Origin of the sequence: Streptomyces sp. SD31 (genome assembly GCF_052068475.1) — a bacterium.
Lineage (GTDB): Bacteria > Actinomycetota > Actinomycetes > Streptomycetales > Streptomycetaceae > Streptomyces.
Genome location: NZ_JBQHCX010000009.1, coordinates 265,333 through 289,100 on the forward strand (window position 1 = coordinate 265,333; position 23,768 = coordinate 289,100).

Annotated in this window: 25 protein-coding genes; 10 read left to right on the top strand and 15 right to left on the bottom strand. The window is 70.6% G+C overall.

Annotation, left to right across the window (positions count from 1 at the left end; translation table 11 throughout):
- Positions 1–75: 75 nt before the first annotated feature.
- The 5 genes from ACTMVF_RS21280 to ACTMVF_RS21300 all read left to right on the top strand — a co-directional run bounded on the left by ACTMVF_RS21280 (position 76) and on the right by ACTMVF_RS21300 (position 5,845).
- A complete protein-coding gene (locus ACTMVF_RS21280) occupies positions 76–1,659 on the top strand; it encodes an ABC transporter ATP-binding protein (protein ID WP_441272656.1) in 1,584 nt (527 codons plus the stop codon).
- Positions 1,659–2,783, top strand: a complete 1,125-nt coding sequence (locus ACTMVF_RS21285; protein ID WP_441272657.1) for an ABC transporter permease — start codon at positions 1,659–1,661, stop codon at positions 2,781–2,783. The genes ACTMVF_RS21280 and ACTMVF_RS21285 overlap by 1 nt, the downstream gene beginning before the upstream one ends.
- Positions 2,780–4,057 (top strand): ABC transporter permease, encoded by a 1,278-nt coding sequence (locus ACTMVF_RS21290; RefSeq protein ID WP_441272658.1) that lies wholly within the window; start codon positions 2,780–2,782, stop codon positions 4,055–4,057. The genes ACTMVF_RS21285 and ACTMVF_RS21290 overlap by 4 nt, the downstream gene beginning before the upstream one ends.
- On the top strand, positions 4,054–4,461 hold the full coding sequence (locus ACTMVF_RS21295) for a cytidine deaminase (protein ID WP_441272659.1): 408 nt from the start codon (positions 4,054–4,056) through the stop codon (positions 4,459–4,461). Before ACTMVF_RS21290 ends, ACTMVF_RS21295 begins: the two co-directional genes overlap by 4 nt.
- A 100-nt stretch (positions 4,462–4,561) precedes the next feature.
- Positions 4,562–5,845 carry a thymidine phosphorylase gene (locus ACTMVF_RS21300; RefSeq protein ID WP_441272660.1) on the top strand — a complete coding sequence of 428 codons (1,284 nt, stop codon included), beginning with the start codon at positions 4,562–4,564 and terminating at the stop codon, positions 5,843–5,845.
- A 116-nt stretch (positions 5,846–5,961) separates the two neighbouring features.
- Here the strand turns inward: ACTMVF_RS21300 and ACTMVF_RS21305 are convergent, their stop codons facing one another.
- Entirely contained in the window at positions 5,962–6,882 is a 921-nt protein-coding gene (locus ACTMVF_RS21305; RefSeq protein ID WP_441272661.1) for an AEC family transporter, read from the bottom strand.
- A gap of 214 nt (positions 6,883–7,096) precedes the next feature.
- On the opposite strand from ACTMVF_RS21305, the gene ACTMVF_RS21310 reads away from it, so the two are divergent.
- Positions 7,097–7,441 (top strand): STAS domain-containing protein, encoded by a 345-nt coding sequence (locus tag ACTMVF_RS21310; protein ID WP_441272662.1) that lies wholly within the window; start codon positions 7,097–7,099, stop codon positions 7,439–7,441.
- On the opposite strand, the gene ACTMVF_RS21315 is transcribed toward ACTMVF_RS21310, so the two are convergent.
- The 3 genes from ACTMVF_RS21315 to ACTMVF_RS21325 form a co-directional block, all read right to left on the bottom strand.
- Positions 7,325–8,347, bottom strand: coding sequence for a sigma-70 family RNA polymerase sigma factor (locus tag ACTMVF_RS21315; RefSeq protein WP_441272663.1), 1,023 nt, complete (start codon positions 8,345–8,347; stop codon positions 7,325–7,327). The genes ACTMVF_RS21310 and ACTMVF_RS21315 overlap by 117 nt on opposite strands.
- A 122-nt stretch (positions 8,348–8,469) precedes the next feature.
- Positions 8,470–8,598: a hypothetical protein gene (locus ACTMVF_RS21320; protein ID WP_441272664.1), complete on the bottom strand. Its 129-nt coding sequence runs from the start codon at positions 8,596–8,598 to the stop codon at positions 8,470–8,472.
- A 100-nt stretch (positions 8,599–8,698) separates the two neighbouring features.
- Positions 8,699–9,979 (bottom strand): MFS transporter, encoded by a 1,281-nt coding sequence (locus ACTMVF_RS21325; protein ID WP_441272665.1) that lies wholly within the window; start codon positions 9,977–9,979, stop codon positions 8,699–8,701.
- 63 nt (positions 9,980–10,042) lie between these two features.
- Between ACTMVF_RS21325 and ACTMVF_RS21330 the strand changes: the two genes are divergently transcribed.
- Positions 10,043–10,993, top strand: a complete 951-nt coding sequence (locus ACTMVF_RS21330) for a LysR family transcriptional regulator (protein ID WP_441272666.1) — start codon at positions 10,043–10,045, stop codon at positions 10,991–10,993.
- A gap of 97 nt (positions 10,994–11,090) precedes the next feature.
- On the opposite strand, the gene ACTMVF_RS21335 is transcribed toward ACTMVF_RS21330, so the two are convergent.
- The gene (locus ACTMVF_RS21335) at positions 11,091–11,846 is read right to left on the bottom strand and encodes an alpha/beta hydrolase (RefSeq protein ID WP_441272667.1); all 756 of its coding nucleotides are present in this window, start codon (positions 11,844–11,846) and stop codon (positions 11,091–11,093) included.
- A gap of 134 nt (positions 11,847–11,980) precedes the next feature.
- Here ACTMVF_RS21335 and ACTMVF_RS21340 point away from each other — a divergent pair, with 134 nt between their 5' ends.
- Positions 11,981–13,144, top strand: coding sequence for an adenosine deaminase (locus ACTMVF_RS21340; protein ID WP_441272668.1), 1,164 nt, complete (start codon positions 11,981–11,983; stop codon positions 13,142–13,144).
- 137 nt (positions 13,145–13,281) lie between these two features.
- Complete coding sequence (locus ACTMVF_RS21345; RefSeq protein ID WP_441272669.1) at positions 13,282–13,698, top strand: ATP-binding protein; 417 nt, start codon at positions 13,282–13,284, stop codon at positions 13,696–13,698.
- A 100-nt stretch (positions 13,699–13,798) separates the two neighbouring features.
- On the opposite strand, the gene ACTMVF_RS21350 is transcribed toward ACTMVF_RS21345, so the two are convergent.
- The 5 genes from ACTMVF_RS21350 to afsQ1 form a co-directional block, all read right to left on the bottom strand.
- Positions 13,799–14,008 (bottom strand): PspC domain-containing protein, encoded by a 210-nt coding sequence (locus tag ACTMVF_RS21350; RefSeq protein WP_441272670.1) that lies wholly within the window; start codon positions 14,006–14,008, stop codon positions 13,799–13,801.
- Positions 14,009–14,115: 107 nt separating this feature from the next.
- Positions 14,116–14,667: a VanZ family protein gene (locus ACTMVF_RS21355; RefSeq protein WP_441272671.1), complete on the bottom strand. Its 552-nt coding sequence runs from the start codon at positions 14,665–14,667 to the stop codon at positions 14,116–14,118.
- Between the two features lie 356 nt (positions 14,668–15,023).
- Positions 15,024–15,638 carry a hypothetical protein gene (locus ACTMVF_RS21360; RefSeq protein WP_441272672.1) on the bottom strand — a complete coding sequence of 205 codons (615 nt, stop codon included), beginning with the start codon at positions 15,636–15,638 and terminating at the stop codon, positions 15,024–15,026.
- On the bottom strand, positions 15,638–17,221 hold the full coding sequence (locus ACTMVF_RS21365; protein WP_441272673.1) for an ATP-binding protein: 1,584 nt from the start codon (positions 17,219–17,221) through the stop codon (positions 15,638–15,640). The genes ACTMVF_RS21360 and ACTMVF_RS21365 overlap by 1 nt, the downstream gene beginning before the upstream one ends.
- Positions 17,218–17,895, bottom strand: a complete 678-nt coding sequence (gene afsQ1 / locus ACTMVF_RS21370) for a two-component system response regulator AfsQ1 (RefSeq protein WP_031477770.1) — start codon at positions 17,893–17,895, stop codon at positions 17,218–17,220. The genes ACTMVF_RS21365 and afsQ1 overlap by 4 nt, the downstream gene beginning before the upstream one ends.
- Before the next feature lie 277 nt (positions 17,896–18,172).
- Between afsQ1 and ACTMVF_RS21375 the strand changes: the two genes are divergently transcribed.
- Entirely contained in the window at positions 18,173–18,919 is a 747-nt protein-coding gene (locus ACTMVF_RS21375) for a SigE family RNA polymerase sigma factor (RefSeq protein ID WP_441272674.1), read from the top strand.
- Positions 18,920–19,102: 183 nt separating this feature from the next.
- Here ACTMVF_RS21375 and ACTMVF_RS21380 read toward each other — a convergent pair whose 3' ends face one another.
- The 5 genes from ACTMVF_RS21380 to deoC all read right to left on the bottom strand — a co-directional run bounded on the left by ACTMVF_RS21380 (position 19,103) and on the right by deoC (position 23,666).
- The gene (locus ACTMVF_RS21380; RefSeq protein ID WP_441272675.1) at positions 19,103–19,444 is read right to left on the bottom strand and encodes a DUF6281 family protein; all 342 of its coding nucleotides are present in this window, start codon (positions 19,442–19,444) and stop codon (positions 19,103–19,105) included.
- 61 nt (positions 19,445–19,505) lie between these two features.
- Complete coding sequence (locus ACTMVF_RS21385) at positions 19,506–20,210, bottom strand: uridine kinase family protein (RefSeq protein ID WP_441272676.1); 705 nt, start codon at positions 20,208–20,210, stop codon at positions 19,506–19,508.
- A 132-nt stretch (positions 20,211–20,342) separates the two neighbouring features.
- Positions 20,343–21,239: an aldehyde dehydrogenase family protein gene (locus ACTMVF_RS21390; RefSeq protein ID WP_441272677.1), complete on the bottom strand. Its 897-nt coding sequence runs from the start codon at positions 21,237–21,239 to the stop codon at positions 20,343–20,345.
- Positions 21,232–22,668 (bottom strand): aldehyde dehydrogenase family protein, encoded by a 1,437-nt coding sequence (locus ACTMVF_RS21395; RefSeq protein ID WP_441272678.1) that lies wholly within the window; start codon positions 22,666–22,668, stop codon positions 21,232–21,234. Before ACTMVF_RS21395 ends, ACTMVF_RS21390 begins: the two co-directional genes overlap by 8 nt.
- Positions 22,669–22,673: 5 nt before the next feature.
- Positions 22,674–23,666, bottom strand: coding sequence for a deoxyribose-phosphate aldolase (gene deoC / locus ACTMVF_RS21400; RefSeq protein WP_441272679.1), 993 nt, complete (start codon positions 23,664–23,666; stop codon positions 22,674–22,676).
- Between the last annotated feature and the right edge of the window lie 102 nt (positions 23,667–23,768).

Here is a 23,768-nt window from a genome sequence, read left to right on the forward strand (position 1 = left end):
CGACCCCCGTCCCCAGGAGAGTGCGCCATCAACGCGTCCAGCAGCCCTCCGGCCGGCGCGGCGGTCAACGGTCAGGTGACCGCCGTCGAACTCGCCGGGATCACTAAGCGTTTCCCGGGCGTCGTGGCCAACCACGACATCCACCTCACCGTCCGCAAGGGCACCGTCCACGCCCTCGTCGGTGAGAACGGCGCCGGCAAGTCGACGCTGATGAAGATCCTCTACGGCATGCAGAAGCCGGACGAGGGCACCATCGCGATCGACGGCGAGCAGGTCACCTTCTCGTCACCGGCCGACGCCATCGTCCGCGGCATCGGCATGGTCCACCAGCACTTCATGCTCGCCGACAACCTCACCGTCCTCGAGAACGTCGTGCTGGGCAGCGAGAAGCTGTACGGCATCGGCGCCAAGGCCCGCCGGAAGATCAAGGAGATCTCCGAGCGCTACGGCCTCGGCGTGGAGCCCGACCGGCTGGTCGAGGAGCTCGGCGTCGCCGCCCGCCAGCGCGTGGAGATCCTCAAGGTCCTCTACCGCGGCGCCACCACGCTGATCCTGGACGAGCCGACGGCCGTCCTGGTGCCGCAGGAGGTCGACGCGCTCTTCGAGAACCTCCGCGAGCTCAAGTCCGAGGGCCTGTCGGTCATCTTCATCTCCCACAAGCTGGGCGAGGTGCTGTCCGTCGCGGACGAGATCACCGTCATCCGCCGCGGTACGACGGTCGGTACGGCCGTCCCCTCCGAGACCACCCCGCGCCAGCTCGCCGAGATGATGGTGGGCAGCGAGCTGCCGACGCCGGAGACCGCGGAGTCGACCGTCACCGACCGCCCCGTCATCACGGTGGACAAGCTGCGCCTGGAGACGGCCGGCGGCAAGGCCCTGCTGGACGACATCACCTTCACCATCCACGCGGGCGAGGTCCTGGGCATCGCCGGCGTCGAGGGCAACGGCCAGACCGAGCTGGTCGACGCGCTGATCGGCCTCAAGCACGCCGACTCCGGCACGATCACCCTCATCGACGAGGAGATCACCGGCTGGGCCACCCGCAAGCGCCGCGAGCAGGGCATCGGCTACATCCCCGAGGACCGCCACCGCCACGGCCTGCTCCTGGAGGCCCCCCTCTGGGAGAACCGCATCCTCGGCCACGTCACCGAGAAGCCCAACGCCAAGGGCGTCTGGCTGGACCCGAAGGCCGCGCAGGCGGACACCCGCCGCATCGTCGAGGCGTACGACGTCCGCACCCCCGGCATCGACGTCACCGCCGCATCCCTGTCCGGCGGCAACCAGCAGAAGCTGATCGTCGGCCGCGAGATGAGCCACAAGCCGCGCTTCCTGATCGCCGCCCACCCGACCCGTGGTGTGGACGTCGGTGCGCAGGCCGCGATCTGGGACCACATCCGCGAGGCCCGCCGCGAGGGCCTGGCCGTGCTGCTGATCTCGGCCGACCTGGACGAGCTGATCGGCCTGTCCGACACCCTCCGCGTGATCTACAACGGCAAGCTGGTCGCGGACGCCGACCCCGCCACCATCACGCCGGAGGAACTGGGCTCGGCCATGACCGGTGCCGTCACCGGTCACCTGGAACACGAAGAGACCCCCGAAACCCCGGACACCCCCGAGATTCGCAAGTCTCCCGAGTCTCCGGAAGACGAGGCCCGCTGATGAAGAAGTTCGACAAGGAGCGCGTGCTCCTCGCGGTGGCCGGACCGGTCATCGCGCTCGCCGTGGCCTTCGTGCTCAGCGCGATCGTGCTGGTCGCCTCGGGCAAGAGCCCGGTCGAGCCGTACACCCTGATGTTCGAGCAGATCGGCTTCTCGGACATCCAGGTGCTGGTCATCAACCAGGCCTCGATGTACTACATCGCGGCTCTCGCGGTGGCCATCGGCTTCCGGATGAACCTGTTCAACATCGGCGTCGACGGCCAGTACCAGCTCGCCGCCATGATGGCCGCGATCGTCGGCGCCCACGCGAACCTGCCGGCGGCGCTCCAGATCCCGCTGCTGCTCCTCACCGCGGTGTGCACCGGCGCCTTCTGGTCCGGTATCGCCGGTGTCCTCAAGGTCACCCGCGGCGTCAGCGAGGTCGTCGCGACGATCATGCTGAACGCGATCGCCACGTCGGTCATCGCCTACCTGTGGCTGCCGAACGTCTTCGGCGTCAAGGTCGGCAACAACAACACCACCGGCGAGATGCACGAGTCCGGCTGGGTCCCCGGCATCGACATGGGCGACGCCGGCGAGATCTACGGCCTGGTCTTCCTCGCCGTCCTGCTCGGCATCGGCTACTGGGTCGTCCTCAACCGCACCCGCTTCGGCTTCGACCTGCGCGCCTCCGGCGCCTCGGAGACGGCCGCCGCGGCCAGCGGTGTCGACCCCAAGCGCATGGTGCTCACCGCCATGCTGATCTCCGGCGGCATCGCCGGTCTCGCGGGCCTGCCGATCCTGCTCGGCGACACCCACACCTACAGCCTGAACTTCCCCACCGGCATCGGCTTCCTCGGCATCGGCATCGCCCTGCTCGGCCGCAACAGCCCCGTCGGCATCGCGTTCGCCGCCCTGCTGTGGGCCTGGCTCGACAAGGCGTCGCCCGAGCTGGACTTCCACGACTACGACAAGGAGATCGCGGTCATCATGCAGGGCCTGATCGTGCTCTCGGTCGTCGTCTCCTACGAGGCCGTACGCGAGTGGGGCCTGCGCCGCCAGCAGCGCCGGGTCGGCGCGGAGCTGGCCGCCGGCAACGTCCTCGGCGCCGACAACAACACCACGAAGGAGGTGGCAGGCCGATGACCACCCCGCAGACTTCAGCGGTCGATGTCAACCAGCCCACGCTGCAGCCCGCGGCTCCGACGGGCCGCCGCCTGTCGTGGCCCGTCCTGCTGCTGGTCATCGCCGGAGCGCTGGCGCTGACCTCGATCGTCCGCATCATCACCGGCGCCGACGGCATCACCAACGTCAGCCAGATGTCCACCGCGCTCCAGCTCGCCGTGCCGATCGGCCTCGCCGGTCTGGGCGGTCTGTGGGCCGAGCGGGCAGGGGTCGTCAACATCGGCCTCGAGGGCATGATGATCCTCGGCACCTGGTTCGGCGCCTGGGCCGGCTTCCAGTGGGGCCCGTGGACCGGTGTCCTGGTCGGCATCATCGGCGGCTGCCTGGGCGGCCTGCTGCACGCCTTCGTCACCGTCACCTTCAACGTCAACCACATCGTCTCCGGTGTGGCCATCAACATCCTCGCCCTGGGCGCCACCCGCTACCTCGCGCCCCTCGCCTTCGAGGGGCACCAGGGCGGCTCCGCCAAGCAGTCCCCGGCCGTCGAATCCCTCGGCAACTTCACCGTGCCGGGCCTGTCCGACGCGCTGCGCGACCTCAACAACCAGGGCTGGTTCTTCATCTCGGACGTCGCCGGTCTGCTCGGCGGCCTGGTCACCAACGTCTCCTGGCTGACCCTGATCGCCGTGGCCCTGATCCCCGCGACCTGGTGGATCCTGTGGCGCACCGCGTTCGGCCTGCGGCTGCGCTCCTGCGGCGAGAACCCGGTCGCGGCCGAATCCCTCGGCGTGAACGTCTACAAGTACAAGTACATCGCCGTGGTCATCTCCGGCGGCCTGGCCGGCCTCGGCGGCGTCTTCCTGTCCATCGTGGCCAACCCCTTCTACCTGGAGGGCCAGGTCAGCGGCCGCGGCTTCATCGGCCTCGCCGCGATGATCTTCGGCAACTGGATGCCGGGCGGCCTCGCCATCGGCGCCGGCCTGTTCGGCTACACCGACAGCCTCAACCTGCGCGGCGGTGCCGAGAACGTCCACGCCCTGCTGCTGCTCGGCGCGCTCCTGCTGATCATCGGCGCCATCTGGCTCGTGATCTCCAAGAGGTATGTCCAGGCCGCGATCACCGCGGTCATCGGCGCCCTGGTGTTCGCCTGGTACGCGGGCACCGACGAGGTCCCGAACCAGGTCGTCTCCGCCACGCCGTACGTCATCACGCTCGTCGTCCTCGTGCTGTCCGCGCAGCGCCTGCGCATGCCGAGGGCGAACGGCCTGCCGTACCGGAAGGGCCAGGGCAAGTGACCTCGGCCGCCTCCCACGACGTCGACTGGGACAAGCTGCGCGCGGCGGCCCGGGACGCCATGTCCCGGGCGTACGCCCCCTACTCCGGCTACCCGGTCGGCGTCGCGGCCCTGGTCGACGACGGCCGTACGGTCACCGGCTGCAACGTCGAGAACGCGTCGTACGGCCTCGGCCTGTGCGCCGAGTGCGGACTGGTCTCGGAGCTGCAGAACACCGGCGGCGGCCGCCTGACCCACTTCACCTGCGTGGACGGCAACGGCGACCCCCTGGTCCCGTGCGGCCGCTGCCGACAGCTGCTGTACGAGTTCGGCGGCCCGGATCTGCTGCTGGAGACCCCGGCGGGCATCCTGCCGCTCTCGGAGATGCTGCCCCAGGCCTTCGGGCCGGGCCACCTCACCAAGTAACTCCCGTGTGGCCCCTCTGAGTTGCTCAGGCGACAGTTGCCTCGGCGACCGGCTCAGAGGGGCCGTACGACTTCTGGAACCCTCGGAAGGAAGCCAAGCCATGGCCATGGACGCCATCTCCGTCATCCGCACCAAGCGGGACCGCGCCGAGCTCAGCGACGAGCAGATCGACTGGGTCATCGACGCGTACACCCGCGGGGAGGTCGCCGATGAGCAGATGTCCGCGCTCGCCATGGCGATCCTGCTCAACGGCATGAACCGCCGGGAGATCGCCCGCTGGACCGCCGCGATGATCGCCTCCGGCGAGCGCATGGACTTCTCGTCCCTGTCCCGCCCGACGGCCGACAAGCACTCCACGGGCGGCGTCGGCGACAAGATCACCCTCCCGCTGGCCCCCCTGGTCGCGGCCTGCGGTGCCGCCGTCCCTCAGCTGTCGGGCCGAGGCCTCGGCCACACAGGCGGCACGCTGGACAAGCTGGAGTCGATCCCCGGCTGGCGCGCCCTGCTCTCCAACGAGGAGATGCTGCACGTCCTGGACACCACGGGCGCGGTGATCTGCGCGGCGGGCGACGGCCTGGCCCCGGCGGACAAGAAGCTGTACGCGCTCCGGGACGTCACCGGCACGGTCGAGGCCATCCCCCTGATCGCCTCGTCGATCATGTCGAAGAAGATCGCGGAGGGCACGGGCTCGCTGGTCCTGGACGTGAAGGTCGGCACGGGCGCCTTCATGAAGACCATCGAGGACGCGCGCGAGCTGGCCTCGACGATGGTGGGCCTGGGCACCGACCACGGCGTGAAGACGGTGGCCCTGCTGACGGACATGTCGACGCCGCTGGGCCTGACCGCCGGCAACGCCCTCGAAGTCCGCGAGTCGGTGGAGGTCCTGGCGGGCGGCGGACCCGCTGACGTGGTCGAGCTGACGATCGCCCTGGCCCGCGAAATGCTGGAAGCGGCGGGTGTCCGTGACGCCGACCCGGCGAAGGCCTTGGCCGACGGCTCGGCGATGGACGTCTGGCGCCGCATGATCGCGGCCCAGGGCGGTGACCCGGACGCGGAGCTGCCGGTCGCACGCGAGCAGCACGTGATCAAGGCTCCGTCCTCCGGTGTCCTGACCCGCCTCGACGCCTACGACATCGGCGTCGCCGCCTGGCGCCTGGGTGCCGGGCGCGCCCGCAAGGAGGACCCGGTGCAGGCGGGCGCCGGCATCGAGATGCACGCCAAGCCGGGCGACACGGTGACCGAGGGCCAGCCCCTGCTCACCCTGCACACGGACACGCCGGAGCGCTTCGAGTACGCGCTCCAGTCGGTGGAGGGCTCGTACGACATCGCCGCGACGGGGACGGACTTCACGGCTTCGCCGGTGGTGCTGGAGCGTATTGCCTGACCTGGGGTTTCCCCGTCTGGGGTGAACGGGATCGGTGGATCTGCGCCGGTCCCGTTCGGCATGCCGGGACCGCTGGCGCCCCCCTCGGCACCGGTGAGTTCCCGGTCGCCTGACCGTCAGCCCAGCAAGGCCGCCACCACGACCAACACGGGCACCGAAATCACCGTCGACAGCAGTATCGAGTCCCGCGCCAACCGCTCGGCCACCCCATAACTGGACGCGTACGTGAACAGGTTCTGCGCGGCAGGCAGTGCCGACGTCACCACCACGTCCAGCAGCGGAGCGCCCCGCAGGCCGAACACCCCCGCCGCCAGCGCCCACGCCGCAGCCGGCTGCCCCACCGACTTCAGCGCGACCGAGAGCAGCACCGGATGCCGGTCCGGACCCCGGCCGGGCATCGTGCTGCCGCACAGGGAGATGCCGAAGGCCAGCAGGACGGCCGGGACCGACATGCCGCCGATCAGGGTCAGCGGGTCCAGGACGGGCGCCGGGACCTTCAACCTCGCCGCCGAGACCGCCACCCCCGCCAGCGAGCCGACCGCGATCGGGTTGCGCAACGGCGTCAGCAGCCGCCGCCACAGCGGCCCCTTCTCGCCCTCGCCGGAGAGGTCCAGGACCGTCAGCGCGATCGGGGTGACCCCGACCAGCTGGAACAGCAGCACCGGTGCCACCAGCGACGCGTCTCCCAGGACGTACACCGCGATCGGAATGCCGAGGTTGCCGGAGTTGACGTAGCTGGAGCACAGCGCGCCGATCGTCGTACGGCCCACGCCCCAGCGCCGTACGACCCCGACAGCGACGAAGACTCCGGCCGCCGCGGCCGTGCTCAGTGCCGTGACCAGCAGGCGGCTGGAGAAGATCACCGAGAGGTCGGTCTGCGCGAGCGTGGTGAAGAGCAGGGCGGGGGAGGCCACGTGGAAGGCCAGCTTGGTGAGGACCTCCCGGCCATGGTCGCCGAGGTAACCGCGCCGACCGATCGCATAGCCCACGCCGATGACGACCGCGATCACCGCGAACCCGGTCAACACCCCCTGCACAGGACCTCCTTGGCGGAGCGGAAACCGCAGGGTATTCGGGGATGCGCTGATGCATGGGGCATGCAGCCAACCCTCCGGGGAAGGAGGGGAGCGGGTCAACGTGATCTCGGTCGGCGGACAGCCCGCGCACGTGGGATGAGCAGCGGGAATCGGCGACCGGCGCCCGGCCCCGATGAGTTACGCCCGCCCGCTCGGTCTACCGATCGTGGATGCCATGACACCCGCTGTACTCGTGCTGGTCGGCCCCGTCACCCGGGACGAGGTGGCAGGGCTGTGCGACGACGTGCGGGCGCTGCTGGCGGCCTCGGGCGCAGGGGTCGTGGTGTGTGACGTCGCAGGGCTCGGGCCGCCGGGACTCGGCGCCGTCGACCTGCTGGCGCGGCTGCAGCTGGCCGCCCGGCGGGCCGGAGGCCGGATACGGCTGCGCGACCCCGACCCGGCCCTACACGCCCTCCTCGACCTGGTCGGCCTCCGCTTCGAGATGGAGGGGGAGCCCGAACAGCGGGAACCAGCGCTGAGTGTCGAGGAAGCAGTGGAACCCGGTGATCCGGCCGTCTGATATCTCCAGGACCTGGACCGCCCAGGGGCTGAAGCCGCCCTTGTCCGGGTCCGGCTTGTACTGGGCGAACCCCGGCAGCCCGTTGACCTGCACCGGCACCAGATGCGAGCCCGCACAGGGGGCGCCCAGGGTCGTCATGAAGCCGGTGATGTCCTCGACGCCGGTCAGCCACAGGTCGAACGGCGGCATCGTCATGATGGCGTCCTCGTGCAGCAGGGCCGTCAGCGCCGTCATGTCATAGCCCTCGAAGGCCGCGACATACCGCTCCAGGAGCTTTTGCTGCTCGTCGTCCAGCGGGTCGGAGGCGGCGGCGTCGCTGCCCGGTTGCTGCTGCTGCTCGGCGAGTGTCGCGCGGGCCCGCTGCAGGGCGCTGTTGACCGACGCGACCGTCGTGCCGAGCAGCTCGGCGACCTCGCTCGCCTTCCAGGCCAGCACCTCGCGCAGGATCAGCACCGCCCGCTGCTTGGGCGGCAGCTGCTGCAGGGCGGCCATGAAGGCGAGCCGCACCGACTCCTTGGCGACGGCCGCCTCCGCCGGGTCGTCAGTCGTCGGCAGCACCCGGCTGTCCGGCATCGGCTCCAGCCAGGTGTTGTCCGGGCGGGGAGAGAGCGCCGCCTGGGCCAGCGGCGTCGACTCCGTCAGGTCCATCGGCCTGGCCCGCTTGTTGCCGGCGGTCAGCATGTCCAGGCACACGTTCGTCGCGATGCGGTACAGCCACGACCGGAGGCTGGAGCGCCCCTCGAACTTCTCGTAGCTCCGCCAGGCGCGGACCATCGTGTCCTGCACCGCGTCCTCGGCCTCGAAGGACGAGCCGAGCATGCGGTAGCAGTACCCGGTCAGTTCGACGCGGTGTTTCTCCAGCCTGACGTCGAGGTCCGTTGTCGTAGTCGCCGTGCCGTCGCTCATCGTCCACCCACCCCTGTGGCCGTATCCCGAAGAGCGCCTCATCGCGCCCAACACCTCGGAAGCTACCGCAGCCCACTGACAATGGCCCCCGGAGCGCACAAACGCCCAGGTGGGAGCCGTTGTCAGACCAGTTGCTGCACGGACATGAGCGGATGCCGGTGCGCGGTCGCCACGTCCTTCGACACACCCTCGCCATCCGGCTCGCCGCCCTGTCGCCCGCCGCAGGCGGTGCGTTCGATCCGGAACTCCATCAGAAATCCCCCTGGTCAAGGCCGGTCGCCAAGGACCGCGGAGGCCCTCCGCGACCACTGACAACCCGCCCCCACCAGGGGGAACAGGATCCGCTCCGGCTCAGGCCGCCGTAGTCAGCCCCTGCTGCTGTCGCTGCAGCCGCGCCGCCCGCGTCCCGAAGACCGTGATCGTCACGACGCCGAGCACCGCCAGCAGGCCGACCCCGACGGTTCCGGCCCAGCCGCCCGCGTGGAAGGCGATCGCGCCCACCGTGCTGCCCGCGCTGGAGCCGATGTAGTACGCGGACTGGTACAGCGCGGAAGCCTGCGCGCGGCCGTGGGTCGCCGTCTTGCTCACCGCCGAGGACGCCACCGCGTGCCCCGCGAAGAAGCCGCCCGTGATCAGGACCAGGCCCAGCAGGACCAGGGGGAGGGAGCCCGCGAGGGACACCAGCAGACCGGTCGCCGTCGTCGCGCCCGCCGCGTACAGGGCGCCTCGGCGGCCCAGGCGGCCCACCAGCCGGCCCGCCGTCGACGCCGACACCGTGCCGACCAGGTAGACCAGGAAGATCGAGCCGATGATGCCCTGGGGGAGGCCGAACGGCGCCTCCGTCAGGCGGTAGCCGATGACCGTGTACACGCCGCCGAAGATCGTCATGAACAGGGCGCCGATCGCGTACAGGCGGCACAGCAGCGGGTCGGCGAGGTGGGCGCGGACCGTGCGGGCCAGCACACGCGGCCGCAGCGAGCCCCGCCTGAAGTGGCGCGGCGCCGGGAGCAGCAGCCGGAAGGCGACCGCGCAGGCCACCGCGAGCGCGCCGATCACGCCGACCGCGACCCGCCAGCCCCATTCCTGCGCGACCCAGCCGGTGATCACCCGGCCGCTCATGCCGCCGACGCTGTTGCCCGCGACGAACAGCCCGATCGCCGTGACCAGCGCCTTCGGCCGGACCTCCTCGGCCAGATAGGCCGTGGCCGACGCCGGCAGACCCGCCAGCGCCGCGCCCTGGACCGCCCGCAGCACGACCAGGGCGGTCAGGTTCGGCGCGAAGGGGACCAGCAGCCCGACCGTCACCGCGACCGCCAGCGACGCCGTCATGACCGTACGGCGTCCGAACCGCTCCGACAGCGCGCTCATCGGCAGTACGAACAGGGCCAGACCGCCCGTCGCCGCCGCCACCGTCCAGCTCGCCTCGCTCGCCGCCACCCCGAACTCACCGGAGATCAGCGGCAAAAGGGCCTGCGTGGAGTAGAGAAGCGCGAAGGTCGCGACACCGGCGAGGAAGAGGGCGAAGCTCATCCGGCGGTAGCCGGGGCCGCCCGGGGCCATACGGGAGTCGACGACAGGGACAGAGGGTGCGGCGCCCACGGTGGTGGACGCCCCGGTACTGGCGGGAGACATGCTTCGAAGCTACGTACGATCCCGCTGATCCGTCCAATGCATGGATTGGCCATAATCGTTCCCATGGAGCATCAGCAGAGGTCACGGGCTCGCCTGTCACCGTCCAGTGACACAGAAGACATGGTGATGTTGCTGGCCCCCCGCCTCGCGTACTTCGCCGGCGTCGCCCGCACCGAGCACGTCACCCGGGCCGCGCAGGAGATGCAGGTCCCGCAGTCCACGCTCTCGCGCGCCATGGTCCGCCTCGAACAGGACCTTGGCGTCGACCTCTTCGCCCGCCACGGCCGTACGGTCTCGCTGACCCCCGCCGGCCGCACCTTCCTCGCCTCCGTCGAACGCGCCCTCGCCGAGATCGAGCGCGCCGCCGACGAGGTCCGCGCCGACGCCGATCCGGCCACCGGAAAGGTCGCCTTCGGCTTCCTGCACACCATGGGCGCCGAAACGGTCCCGGGCCTCCTGCAGGCCTTCCGCGCCGACCACCCCCGGGTCCGCTTCAGCCTCGTCCAGAACTACGGCGAGGCGATGATCGAGCGGCTGCGGTCCGGTGAGCTCGACCTGTGCCTGACATCCCCGGTGCCGGACGCCCCCGACCTGGTGGCCCGCCGCCTGGACGAACAGAAACTCCGCCTGGTCGTCCCCGCCGACCACCGTCTGGCCTCACGCAGACGCATCCGCCTGGCCGAGGCGGCCGACGAGACCTTCGTGACCCTGGAGCCCGGCTACGGCATGCGCCGCATCACCGACGACCTGTGCCAGGAGGCGGGCTTCAAGCCGCGTATCGCCTTCGAGGGAGAGGAGGCGGAGACGCTGCGGGGGCTGGTGGCGGCCGGCTTGGGGGTCGCCCTCCTGCCTCCACCGGCCGTACCCCGCCCCGGGGTCATGGAACTGACGGTCACTGCCCCGAGAGCGGCACGAGAGATCGGCGTGGCATGGCTGGCGGACCGCCCGGACACGCCCCCAGTGGCCGCCTTCAAGAAGTTCCTGCTTTCAAGAAGGGGAAACCTGTTGCCGTGAAGGGGCGCGGGGCTCTGTTCGATATGCGGCTCCGCCGCGGGGGCGCGACCAGCCACGGACAACCCGCAGCCCGAGGACGATCCCAACCCCTGTGGCGCTACCGTCTCTGCCCGAAGCCGGAGGCCAACGGCATCCGCAACCCCAAGGGCGGCGGAGCAGCCAGCGCGTCGGCGACCGGCCGGGAGAACGCCCTCCCGAACAGCGCCCCCATGACGAAGTCCTCGGCCAACGCGAGGACTTCATCCCGATGCTGATGCAACCCGTGCCGATCGGAGTGCACTTCGAACCGGCACACATCCCGATTCGCCTTCTTCGCCCGCACCGCCAGCCGAAAGGACAGCTCGGGGTCGGAGACCTCGTCATTCGTGCCGTGCACGATCAGCACCCGCCGCCCGCCCAGCTGCTTCACCGGTTCGGGCGAGGCCGCCAGGTCCTCCTCCGGCAGCCAAGGAGCGATCGCCAGCACGGAGTTGACGGCCTCATGGCCACCCGCGTGCAGGGCCGCCCGCCCGCCCATGTCGATCCCGGCGAGGCACACGGGGACGTCCCCATAGCGCCGTACGACCTCGTCCGCCGCCCATGACGCGTCGCTCGCGAGGTTCGCGGCGCTGCCGTTCCAGCCACGGAAGCGGTAGTGGACGACATGCGCCGCCAGCCCCTCCCCGCGTCCCGCCCGCATCAGGCGGCGCCCCAGCGTCCGCACGTACGAGGTCGCCAACCATGTGGCCGGCTTGCGTTGTGATACCTCGTCACCGCCGGGAAGCAGGAGGACCACGCCACTCACCGCTGTCGGCTCCGGCCCGATCGCTCTGCCCAGCCGGGCCCTGCGAACCGGCGTCGCTTGGTGTGCCATGACAGAACAGTGTCAGAAGCGCGGGTGTACGCCACCCTGCCGTGGGGTCACCGTTACGTATCGACGAATTCGTACAGCGAGGGAAACGGCCCGATGAGCGCGCCGTCTACGCGCGTAGGCGTTACAGTGCGAAAATGACGAGCGAGACTGCCCCCAAGGCGACCATTCCGAGCTCGGACCAGATCCGCCGGGCGCCGAAGGTTCTGCTGCACGACCACCTCGACGGCGGGCTGCGCCCCGGCACCGTCGTCGAACTCGCCCGCGCGACGGGCTACACCCAGCTCCCCGAGACCGACCCCGCCAAGCTCGGCCTGTGGTTCCGCGAGGCGGCCGACTCCGGCTCGCTGGAGCGGTACTTGGAGACCTTCTCCCACACCGTCGGCGTGATGCAGACCCGCGAGTCCCTCGTCCGGGTCGCGCGCGAGTGCGCCGAGGACCTCGCCGAGGACGGGGTCGTCTACGCCGAGGTGCGGTACGCGCCCGAACAGCACCTCGAAGGCGGGCTCACTCTCGAAGAGGTCGTCGAGGCCGTCAACGAGGGCTTCAGGGAGGGTGAGCGGATCGCGCGGGAGAACGGCCACCGCATCCGCGTGGGTGCCCTGCTGACCGCCATGCGACACGCCGCCCGCTCCCTGGAGATCGCCGAACTCGCCAACCGCTACCGCGACCTGGGCGTCGTCGGCTTCGACATCGCGGGCGCCGAGGCCGGCCATCCGCCGACCCGGCATCTCGACGCCTTCGAGTACCTCAAGCGCGAGAACAACCACTTCACCATCCACGCGGGCGAGGCCTTCGGTCTGCCGTCCATCTGGCAGGCCCTGCAGTGGTGCGGCGCCGACCGGCTCGGGCACGGGGTGCGCATCATCGACGACATCCAGGTGCACGCCGACGGCTCGGTGAAGCTCGGCCGGCTCGCCTCGTACGTACGGGACAAGCGCATCCCGTTGGAGCTGTGCCCCAGCTCCAACCTCCAGACGGGCGCCGCCGACTCCTACGCCGCCCACCCCATCGGTCTGCTGCGCCGGCTGCACTTCCGGGCCACCGTGAACACCGACAACCGCCTCATGTCCCACACCACCATGAGCCGAGAATTCGAGCACCTTGTCGAGGCATTCGGTTACACGCTCGACGACATGCAGTGGTTCTCCGTCAATGCGATGAAATCATCGTTCATTCCTTTCGATGAACGGCTCGCGATGATCAATGACGTGATCAAGCCCGGATATGCCGAACTGAAGTCCGAGTGGCTTTTCCGACAGGCGACCTCTACCAGCGACTCTGCGGCTGAGGAGGGGTGACCGGAGGCTCTGCGCCCACGGGGAATGCAGGCACCATTCACAATCCGTCCTCATTTCGATGTTTGCGGCGGTGTGCCGGGCGTGTTTACGGTCGAGAACCGCTCACCACCCCGTATCGAATTTCGAGGACGCATTTCATGAAGCAGTCTGCTGCCAAGACCCTCGGTGTCGCCGCGCTCGGTGCCGCCTTCGCCGCCGCCGGTGCGGGCGCCGCGAACGCCGCGCCGATCGCCCCGGACGCCGCCGGTGCGGCGCTGGGCGCCGTTCAGACCCTCCCCGTCGGGGACCTCGCCCAGGCGGCGCCGGGTGCCGGTGCGGGGCTGGCCGCCGGGCCCGAGGCGGTCACCACCGGACTGGCCGCCGCGCAGACCGGCGTGACGTCCGGTGTGCAGCCGGCCGCCGAGCAGGCGCTGGCCGGTGGTCCGACCGGCGCTGCCGGCGGGCTGCTCGGCGGTATGCCGGTGCAGGGTCTGTCCGCCGAGGGCCTCACCCAGGGGGCGCCCGCGGGTCTGCCCACCGAAGGCCTGCCCGTGAGCGGTGTTCCGCTCGGCTGAGGCCGCTCACCCTGAGCGCGCCGCTGGGGCGCACCCTTGGACACCGGGTGCGCCCCAGCGGCGTATCCGTTTACGCCTGTACGCCTGTGCGTCGAGCGGTTCACCAGGCCGTGCGTGTCTTGCTCGCCTTGTCTTCCGAGGGGAGCAGGAGCCACAGGGCTATGTAGAGCAGGAACTGCGGGCCGGGGAGCAGGCAGGAGACCAGGAAGATCACGCGCATCGTCGTCGTGGAGGTGCCGAAGCGCCGGGCCAATGCGGCGCACACGCCGCCGATCATGCGGCCGTGGGTGGGGCGGACAAGCGCGGTCATGGTGCGGCTCCTTCGCGAACGTCGGTCGAAAGCCCCTGGTGGGGCCTCCCGAGGCGGTGCCTCATCTGACATCAACACTAGGGCGACGAAGCGGGCAAAGCGTCACTCTACGGAGCTATGCCGACCCTGGGAATCGTCGGGGTCCGCCCCTGAGAGGGCTCATCCTGGGGGACCGTCGCCCGGTGTACGCGCGCGGACCTGCGGCGGAGCCAGGCGCGGGCGAAGGGGACCACCGTCGTGTGCGCCAGGGCCACGCCCACCGTGTTCAGCAGCAGTGAGTCGACGTCGACGATCTGGCCGGGTACGCCGGTCTGCAGCAGCTCGATGCCCAGCGAGATCAGGGTGCCGGCGGCGGCCGTGCGGACCAGGGAGCCGAGGGGGGAGGTGGTGAGTCTGCCGTGTGCCATCGGGATCAGGACGCCGAGTGGTGCGAGCAGCGCGAGGCCCTCGGCGATGCGGCGGGCGGCCTCCTGCCAGCCCAGTGCCAGATCCGCTCTGATTCCGGCGAACGGCCGCAGGTTGGCGGGCATGACCCAGGGGACGTCCAGCGGGCGCAGCGTGAGCCAGGCGACGAACGCGAGGTGCGCGACCAGGAGGACACCTCCCGTCGCACGGATGCGGATCGCGGCGCTGCCGCCGATGGAGCCTTGACGCTGCACGCCCCCCAAGACGCGCCCCCCGGCGGGATCGGTTCCGGGATGCGGTGCAACGGGGTGAGGCGTCCGCCACAACGTGCCTCCGGCGGTGGGGCGGGGGTGCCTGCGGCGGCCTGTGCGGGTGGGTGGGGGTGCGTGTCGGGTGCCTGCGGCGCCTCTGCCGATTCGGTGGGGGTTTGCGTAGCGCCTGCGGGTGGGGTGTGGGTCGGGGCCGTGCCGGGGGGTGTCCGTCCTCGGTCGGGCGGTTGGCGTTGCGCTGGAGGTGCCGTGTCTTGACGCCCGACTCTGCGGGCGGACACCCCCCGGCACGTCCCCTTCCCGCCGTACGCGAGTGCGGCGGGAAGGGGGTGCGCCACGGTTCAGCCGTTTGTGACCTCGGTCGATGGGGGCTCGTTGCTGCCGGGGCGGGTGCGGACCTCGTCCGTGCACTCGTAGCGGCGTAGGGGGGCGTCGTCGGGGCCGCCGAGGATTACCGAGCCGTCGCCCTCGGCTGCTGTCGAGGCCGAGAAGGTGCAGACGATCTGGGCGAGTGCGTATGACGTGAGGTCGTTGGGGGGTGTGCTCAGGCGCAGTGCCTCGTCGGGGTCGTCGGCGCGTGGGCTGCTCACGGTCATGGCGCCGCGGACGTCCGTGGTGTAGCCGGCCTCCTTCTCGTCGGCCGACGGGGTTGCCTCCAGCGCGTCCAGGAGGCCCTGGGCCACGAGGACGCGTCGTTCCGAGTCCGCGGTGCCTTCCGGTACGCGTACGGTGCGGTCGACGGCCACCAGCTGGGAACCGCAGAGCAGGAACACCTGGACCGGGAGTCCTCGCGTGGCCTGCGTCGACACGTCCGGTTCGGAGAGCGAGCAGTGCACGCGGGAGGGGCCGGGGCCGAAGTCGGTCGGGACCTCCGTGGACCGTATGCCGCAGCCGGTCAGCAGGGCGGCGGAGAGTGTGGAGAGTGCCAGTAGGCGGCATACGTTCCGCTTCGGCATCACGCGTCCCCCTTCTTCGTGGCGTCGGCGCCCTTGCCGTTGTTCTCGTCGCCGTCCTGTTCCGCCAGCTTCGACGCGTCCCGGGGCAGGTGCAGGGTGAACACCGCGCCGCCCTCGGGGGAGTTGGCGGCGGTGATGTCGCCGCCGTGGATGTGGGCGTTCTCCAGGGCGATGGACAGGCCGAGGCCGCTGCCCTCGGAGCGGGGGCGGGAGGCGCTGGCCTTGTAGAAGCGGTCGAAGACGTGGGGGAGGACGTCTTCGGGGATGCCGGGGCCGTGGTCGCGGACCTGGATGACCACTGAGTCGTCCGCCTCGCCGACCGAGACGCGGACCGGCGAGCCGCCGTGCTTGAGCGCGTTCCCGATGAGGTTGGCCAGGATGACGTCGAGGCGGCGGGGGTCCAGGCGGGCCATGAGGCCGCGCTCGGCGTCCAGGTCCACCGCGTCCAGCCAGGCCCGCGCGTCTATGCACGCCGTGATCTGGTCCGCGACGTCGACGTTGTCCAGGACCAGGCGGGCCGTGCCCGCGTCGAAGCGGGTGACCTCCATGAGGTTCTCGACGAGGTCGTTCAGGCGACGGGTTTCGCTGACCACGAGGCGGACCGCGGGCTCGATCATGGGGTCCATGGAGCCGGTCTCCGCCTCCAGCTCCTCCTCCAGCACCTCCGTCACGGCGGTGATCGCGGTGAGGGGGGTGCGCAGCTCGTGCGACATGTCGGCCACGAAGCGGCGGGACGCCTCATCCCGCCCGGCCATGTCGGCGACCCGCTTCTCCAGAGCCTCCGCGGCGTTGTTGAACGTCCGGGAGAGGTCGGCCAGTTCGTCCGTTCCGGAGACCCGGAGGCGGGTGTCCAGCTTGCCCTCGCCGAGCCGGCGGGCGGCGGCGCCCAGGCGCTGGACGGGCTTCAGTACGGTCGTGGCGGCGGCCTGCGCCAGCAGCGCGGAGCCGATCAGAGCCAGGCCCGTGGCGATGCCGAGCGACCAGGCGAGGGAGTTGAGGTCCTTGGCCTCCTGCTCCAGGGACTTGAGCATGTAGCCGGTCGGGCCGCCGCCGTTCACCTTGGTGCCGGCGATCAGATACGGCTGGTCGTCCTCCACGATCCGCTGCCAGTACAGGTGGTACTCAGCCTTGTTGGTGGAGTCGACCGGCTGCTTCTCGTTCACCGCCTCGCGCAGCGACGCGGGCACGTCCGCGAGCGTGAAGCCGTCCAGGCCGCCGGAGGAGCCGTATGCGGGAGTGCCGTCGGCGTCGTCGGCGACCAGCAGCACGCTGAAGCGCTGGCTGCTGTTGGCCATCTGCCCGGCGGTGTGCTGCAGTTCGTCCTGCGTCGGAGTCTGGGGCAGCAGGCCCGCGCGGTTCTGCATCTCCTGCTCGAAGTCGCGCAGCACCGCGTCCTGGGTGCGCGTGAGCACCGCCTCGCGGTTGAGCCAGTAGGCGATCCCGGAAGCCGATACGGCGGCCGTGAGCGCCACCAGGCCGAAGACGACCACCAGGCGCAGCCGCAGGCTGGTGAAACGCAGCCTCGACCACACTCCCTTGCGAGCCGCGACCCAGCCGCGGAAACCCCCTTGCGCCTTGGTCACTGAGGCGCGTCCAGGCGGTAGCCGACACCACGGACGGTACGGATCAGGGTGGGGGAGGAGGGGACGTCCTCGACCTTGGCGCGCAGTCGCTGGACGCAGGCGTCGACGAGGCGAGAGTCGCCCAGGTAGTCGTGCTCCCAGACCAGGCGCAGCAGTTGCTGACGGGACAGGGCCTGGCCCGGGCGGCGGCTCAGTTCGAGCAGCAGGCGCAGCTCGGTCGGGGTGAGCTGGAGGTCCTCGCCGTTCTTCGTCACGGTCATCGCCGCACGGTCGATGACGAGGCTGCCGTAGGTCGCCGCGTCGTTGGACTCCCGCTCGCCGCGCCGCAGCACGGCCCGGATCCGGGCGTCGAGGACGCGCCCCTGCACGGGTTTGACGACATAGTCGTCCGCGCCGGACTCCAGCCCGACCACGACGTCGATGTCGTCGCTGCGCGCGGTCAGCAGGATGATCGGCAGCTGGTCGGTGCGCCGGATGCGGCGGCACACCTCGAAGCCGTCGATGCCGGGCAGCATCACGTCCAGCACGATCAGGTCCGGCCGCTGCTCACGCAGCAGTTTCAGCCCGTCCTCGCCGGTGGCAGCCGTGGCCACACGGTGTCCCTGGCGCGTCAGTGAGAGCTCCAGGGCCGTGCGGATGGCGTCGTCGTCCTCGATCAGCAACAGGGAAGGCACGGGGGTCATTCTGGCCCATGCGGGGCGGTCTTTCGACACCTGTACGAGCTGTACGGATACGCGCACGTAGCGCTCATGACTGTGTGCGGGCTGTCGCGCGCCTGGCGACGGCCTACGGCACAGGCCCCTGTGACAGGTCTGTGACAGTCGGCGGACACGGCCATGAAGGTGCCCGGGCAAGCTTTTCGGCACAGGCAAGACAGCACGTCGCAAGACAGCAAGTCGCACGACAGCAAGACGAACGAGAACACCGGAAGTCCACGACGGGGGGCGCGAGATGAACACGCTGCACGGCACCAGCACCAGCGCAGTGATCACGCGTCTGCACGACGTGCACGGGGGCCGGGGTTCCGAGAAGTCCGGTGCCGTGAGCGGGCGGGGGTGCGCTCGCGGCACCGGGCGTCAGCACACCGCGTACATGACGGTGGTTGACGGTTTCACGGGGGAAACGCACGGGGGAGCCGCGTACAGGGAGGACTCGGGGGAGCGTCGGAGCTCGCTGTCGGAGGCGGAGTTCACCGCCTACGTCCAGGAGCGCCGCGCCTCCCTGTACGCCACCGCCTACCACCTGACCGGTGACCGTTTCGAGGCCGAGGATCTGCTGCAGAGCGCCCTCTTCTCGACGTACAAGGCCTGGGACCGGATCAGCGACAAGGCCGCGGTGGGTGGCTATCTGCGGCGGACGATGACGAACCTGCACATCAGCGCGTGGCGGCGCCGCAAGCTGAACGAATACCCGACCGAGGAGCTGCCGGAGACGCCCGGCGACACGGACGCGATGCGCGGCACCGAGCTGCGCGCGGTCCTGTGGCAGGCGCTCGCCCGCCTCCCCGAGCTCCAGCGGACGATGCTGGTCCTTCGCTACTACGAGGGCCGCACCGACCCGGAGATCGCGGAGATCCTCGACATCAGTGTCGGCACGGTGAAGTCCAGCATCTGGCGGTCACTCCGCCGGCTGCGCGAGGACGAGGTCCTCAGCTTCGGCCGTGACGAGGAGGACGCCTTCGGGGAGCTCGTCGCCTGAAGGTCTTGGGGGACCGCTCGGGGGAGCGGTGGCAAGTGGGGGGGGGACCCACGGGGGCCGGGGGGCCCGCGGGGGGACCCACGGGGGAAACGGGGGGTGCTCCGCCACGGGGGAAGCGGCGGAGCACAACGGCAGCGGGGCTGGAGGGCCGGGGGGTCCGTCCAGTCCCGCTTCGCTGTGCGGTCAGCGGACCGTCATGAGGGTCGCTTCGGCGGCTGAGTCGCCGACGGCGATGGCGTCGGCGGGATCGCTTCCCTCGACCGCGTACGCGCCGGTCCTGTCCTCGGGAATGCTGACCCCGGGGTCGTTCGGGGTGTCGTCGCACTCCACGATCGTGGCGGTGCCCAGCCGCTCGCCGACGGTGAAGTCCGTGTCCGTGGTGGGCAGATAGCCGCGGTTGTCGTACGTCACCAACCCTGAGCAGGAGGCCGCGGCCTCGCCGCCCGACCCGGCGCAGCCGACGCCCGCCGTGAGGAGCAGGGCTGTCATGAGCAGCCGTCGGCCGGCACGCGAGTGGGTGGTCATCGGCTTCCTTTCCGCGGGGGCCGTTGTTCCGGTCCTACGACGGAGAAGGCGCCGGCTTCGTTCAGGTGGCCGGAGTCGCCGCCGGGCGGCGGCCCGCGGCGGCCGCGGTGAGGCGGCCGAGGGCCTCGTCCCGGTCGCAGGCGTGGGCGCCCAGCCCGGTCTGGTGGGCGATGATCGAGCGTTCCAGGCGCATCAGGCGCCAGCCGCGGCGCAGGAGGAACGGGACCGACTTGCGGCCCTCCTTCAGGTCGCGCACGAAGCGGCGGCGGAAGGTCTTCACCGGTCCGCGGCTCAGGCACAGCGCGTCGGCCAGCACACCGAGTTCCCGGCAGCGGTTCACGATCTCGGCCGCGAAGATGCCCTCCGCGATGAACAGTGGGGTACGGCCGATCTCGACGGTCTCCTCGCCGGTGCGGGCGCTGAGCGAGATGTCGTACAGCGGCACGTTCGTACGGCCCGTGCGGCACAGCTCCGTGATCGCCGCCACGGCCGTGTCGGCGTCCCACGAGTCGGGGTGGTCCCAGTCGATGTCGGAGCTCCCGGGGACCTGCGGCAGGGTCGGGTCGTCGCCCTCTTTGTAGAAGTCGTCGAGCCGTAGCACCGGAAGGCCGGAGCGGGCGGCGAGAAGGGACTTGCCGGAGCCGGAGGGGCCGCAGAGCAGCACGACTCGCGTCGGTATGGGCGGATGGGAACTCACGGGACACCAGTGTGAGGCATGGCAGGGGCCGGGAACGACCCCGCGGGTCGGCTTTGCAGCGCGCGTCACATCCCAACTGCCCTTCGTGATGGACTGATTGCCCTGTGTGACGGGCGGGTGGCATGGCAGAGAGCCGCGCTTCCCCTGGACGGAGGGGAAACGCGGCTCTCCGGTCTCAGCGCCCGGCAGGCCTCAGCGGCCTCAGTACGACGAGCCCGACGCGCCCAGCGACCCCGTCGGGTGCCAGACCGTCTTGGTCTCCAGGAACGCCGTCATGCGGTCGATGCCGGGGGTGGCCGTGTAATCCACAGGCTGTGGACGCAGGACGCGCTTCAGGTTGTCCGCCGCCGCGATCTCCAGTTCCTTCGCCAGCACCTCGTCGGCGCCCGCGAGGTCGATCGCGTTGACGTCCTGGTGCGCGGCCAGCGGCGTCGCGATCTCGGCCGTACGGCCGGAGAGGACGTTGACCACGCCGCCGGGGAGGTCGGAGGTGGCCAGGACCTCGCCGAGGGAGAGGGCGGGGAGCGGGGACTTCTCGGACGCCACCACGACCGCCGTGTTGCCGGTGGCGATCACCGGGGCGACGACCGAGACCAGGCCCAGGAAGGACGACTCCTGGGGGGCCAGGACGGCCACGACGCCCGTCGGCTCCGGGGAGGAGAGGTTGAAGAACGGGCCCGCGACCGGGTTGCCGCCGCCGACCACCTGGGCGATCTTGTCGGTCCAGCCCGCGTACCAGACCCAGCGGTCGATCGCCGCGTCGACCTGCGCCGCCGCCTTCGACTTCGACAGGCCCTCGGCATCGGCGACTTCGCGGACGTACTGCTCGCGCCGGCCCTCCAGCATCTCGGCGATGCGGTAGAGGATCTGGCCGCGGTTGTACGCCGTGGCGCCGGACCACGCGCCGAACGCCTTGCGCGCCGCGACCACCGCGTCACGGGCGTCCTTGCGGGACGACAGGGGTACGTTCGCCAGCCAGTTGCCCTTGGAGTCGCTCACCTCGTACACCCGGCCGCTCTCGGAACGCGGGAACTTCCCGCCGACGTACAGCTTGTAGGTCTTGAACACGCTGAGCCGCGCTTCGGACTTCTCAGACATCGAGGTACGCCTCCAGGCCGTGGCGGCCGCCCTCGCGGCCGAAGCCCGACTCCTTGTAGCCGCCGAACGGCGAGGTCGGGTCGAACTTGTTGAACGTGTTGGACCAGACGACGCCGGCGCGGAGCTTGCCCGCCACGGCCAGGATCCGCGAACCCTTCTCCGTCCAGATGCCCGCCGACAGGCCGTACGGGGTGTTGTTGGCCTTGGCGACGGCCTCGTCCGGCGTGCGGAAGGTGAGGACCGACAGGACCGGGCCGAAGATCTCGTCGCGGGCGATCCGGTGCGCCTGGGTGACGTTCGTGAAGAGCGTCGGCGCGAACCAGTAGCCGCTCTCGGGCAGCTCGCACGCCGGGGACCAGCGCTCGGCGCCCTCCGCCTCGCCCTGCTCGACGAGCGAGGTGATGCGGGTGAGCTGCTCCTCGGAGTTGATCGCGCCGATGTCGGTGTTCTTGTCGAGGGGGTCGCCCAGGCGGAGGGTCGACAGGCGGCGCTTCAGGGCATCCAGCAGCTCGTCCTGGATCGACTCCTGGACCAGCAGACGGCTGCCCGCGCAGCAGACCTGGCCCTGGTTGAAGAAGATCCCGTTGACGATGCCTTCGACGGCCTGGTCGATGGGGGCGTCGTCGAAGACGATGTTGGCGCCCTTGCCGCCCAGTTCCAGGGTGAGCTTCTTGCGGCTGCCTGCGACCGTGCGGGCGATCTCCTTGCCGACGGCCGTGGAGCCGGTGAAGGCGACCTTGTTGACGTCCGGGTGCGCGACGAGCGCGGCGCCCGTGTCGCCGTAGCCCGGAAGGATGTTGACGACACCCTTCGGGAGGCCTGCCTGGCGGCAGATGTCCGCGAAGAAGAGGGCGGAGAGGGGGGTCGTCTCGGCGGGCTTGAGCACGACGGTGTTGCCGGTGGCGAGCGCGGGGGCGATCTTCCACGCCAGCATCAGCAGCGGGAAGTTCCAGGGGATGACCTGGCCGGCGACGCCGAGGGGCTTGGGGTTGGCCCCGAAACCGGCGTGCTCCAGCTTGTCTGCCCAGCCCGCGTAGTAGAAGAAGTGCGCGGCGACCAGGGGGAGGTCGGCGTCGCGGGTCTCCTTGATCGGCTTGCCGTTGTCCAGGGTTTCCAGGACGGCGAGCTCGCGGGCCCGCTCCTGGATGATCCGGGCGATGCGGAACAGGTACTTCGCGCGCTCGGAGCCGGGCAGCGCCGACCACTTCTCGAAGGCCTTGCGGGCGGCCTTCACTGCGCGGTCGACGTCCGCCTCGCCGGCCTGGGCGATCTCGGAGAGGACCTCCTCGGTGGACGGCGAGACGGTCTTGAAGACCTTGCCGTCCGCCGCGTCCACGAACTCGCCGTCGATGAACAGGCCGTAGGAGGGCGCGATGTCGACGATCGAGCGGGACTCGGGGGCCGGTGCGTATTCGAATGCCGATGCCATGGTGATCAGTCCACCGTCACGTAGTCGGGGCCGGAGTAGCGGCCGGTGGCCAGCTTCTGACGCTGCATCAGCAGGTCGTTCAGGAGCGAGGAGGCGCCGAAGCGGAACCAGTGGTTGTCCAGCCAGTCCTCGCCCGCGGTCTCGTTGACCAGTACGAGAAATTTGATGGCGTCCTTGGTCGTCCTGATCCCGCCGGCCGGCTTCACGCCGATCTGGATGCCGGTCTGGGTACGGAAGTCGCGTACCGCTTCCAGCATGAGGAGCGTGTTCGCCGGGGTGGCGTTGACGGCGACCTTGCCGGTGGACGTCTTGATGAAGTCCGCGCCCGCCAGCATGCCGAGCCAGCTGGCGCGGCGGATGTTGTCGTACGTCGACAGCTCGCCGGTCTCGAAGATGACCTTGAGGCGGGCGCTGGTCCCGCAGGCCTCCTTCACGGCGACGATCTCGTCGTACACCTTCAGGTAGTTCCCCGCGAGGAAGGCCCCGCGGTCGATGACCATGTCGATCTCGTCCGCACCGGCTGCGACGGCGTCGCGCACGTCGGCCAGCTTCACGGCGAGGGCCGCCCTGCCGGCCGGGAAGGCGGTGGCGACCGAGGCGACCTTCACGGTCGAGCCGGCGACGGCCTCCTTGGCGGTGGCCACCATGTCGGGGTAGACACAGACGGCCGCGGTCGCCGGGGTCGTACGGTCGGTGGGGTCGGGGTGGACCGCCTTGGCGCCGAGCGCCCGGACCTTGCCCGGGGTGTCCGCGCCTTCCAGCGTCGTCAGGTCGACCATCGAGATGGCGAGGTCGATGGCGTACGCCTTCGCGGTCGTCTTGATGGAACGGGTGCCGAGGGACGCGGCACGCCCCTCCAGGCCGACCGCGTCGACGCCGGGCAGCCCGTGGAGGAAGCGGCGCAGCGTGCTGTCGGACGCGGTCACGTCCGTGAGTGCGTGAGCGCTGGGGGTACCTCCCACGCTTTCGGCAGTGGGGGAGGGTGCATTGGTGGGCATGGTCACCAGACGAGCATATCTACGCGCGTAGCGGCTGTACAGGCCCGGATGCTCATCTTGTGCGGGGGGTGTGCGTATGAGCGCCGTCGGGGGCGTCGGGCA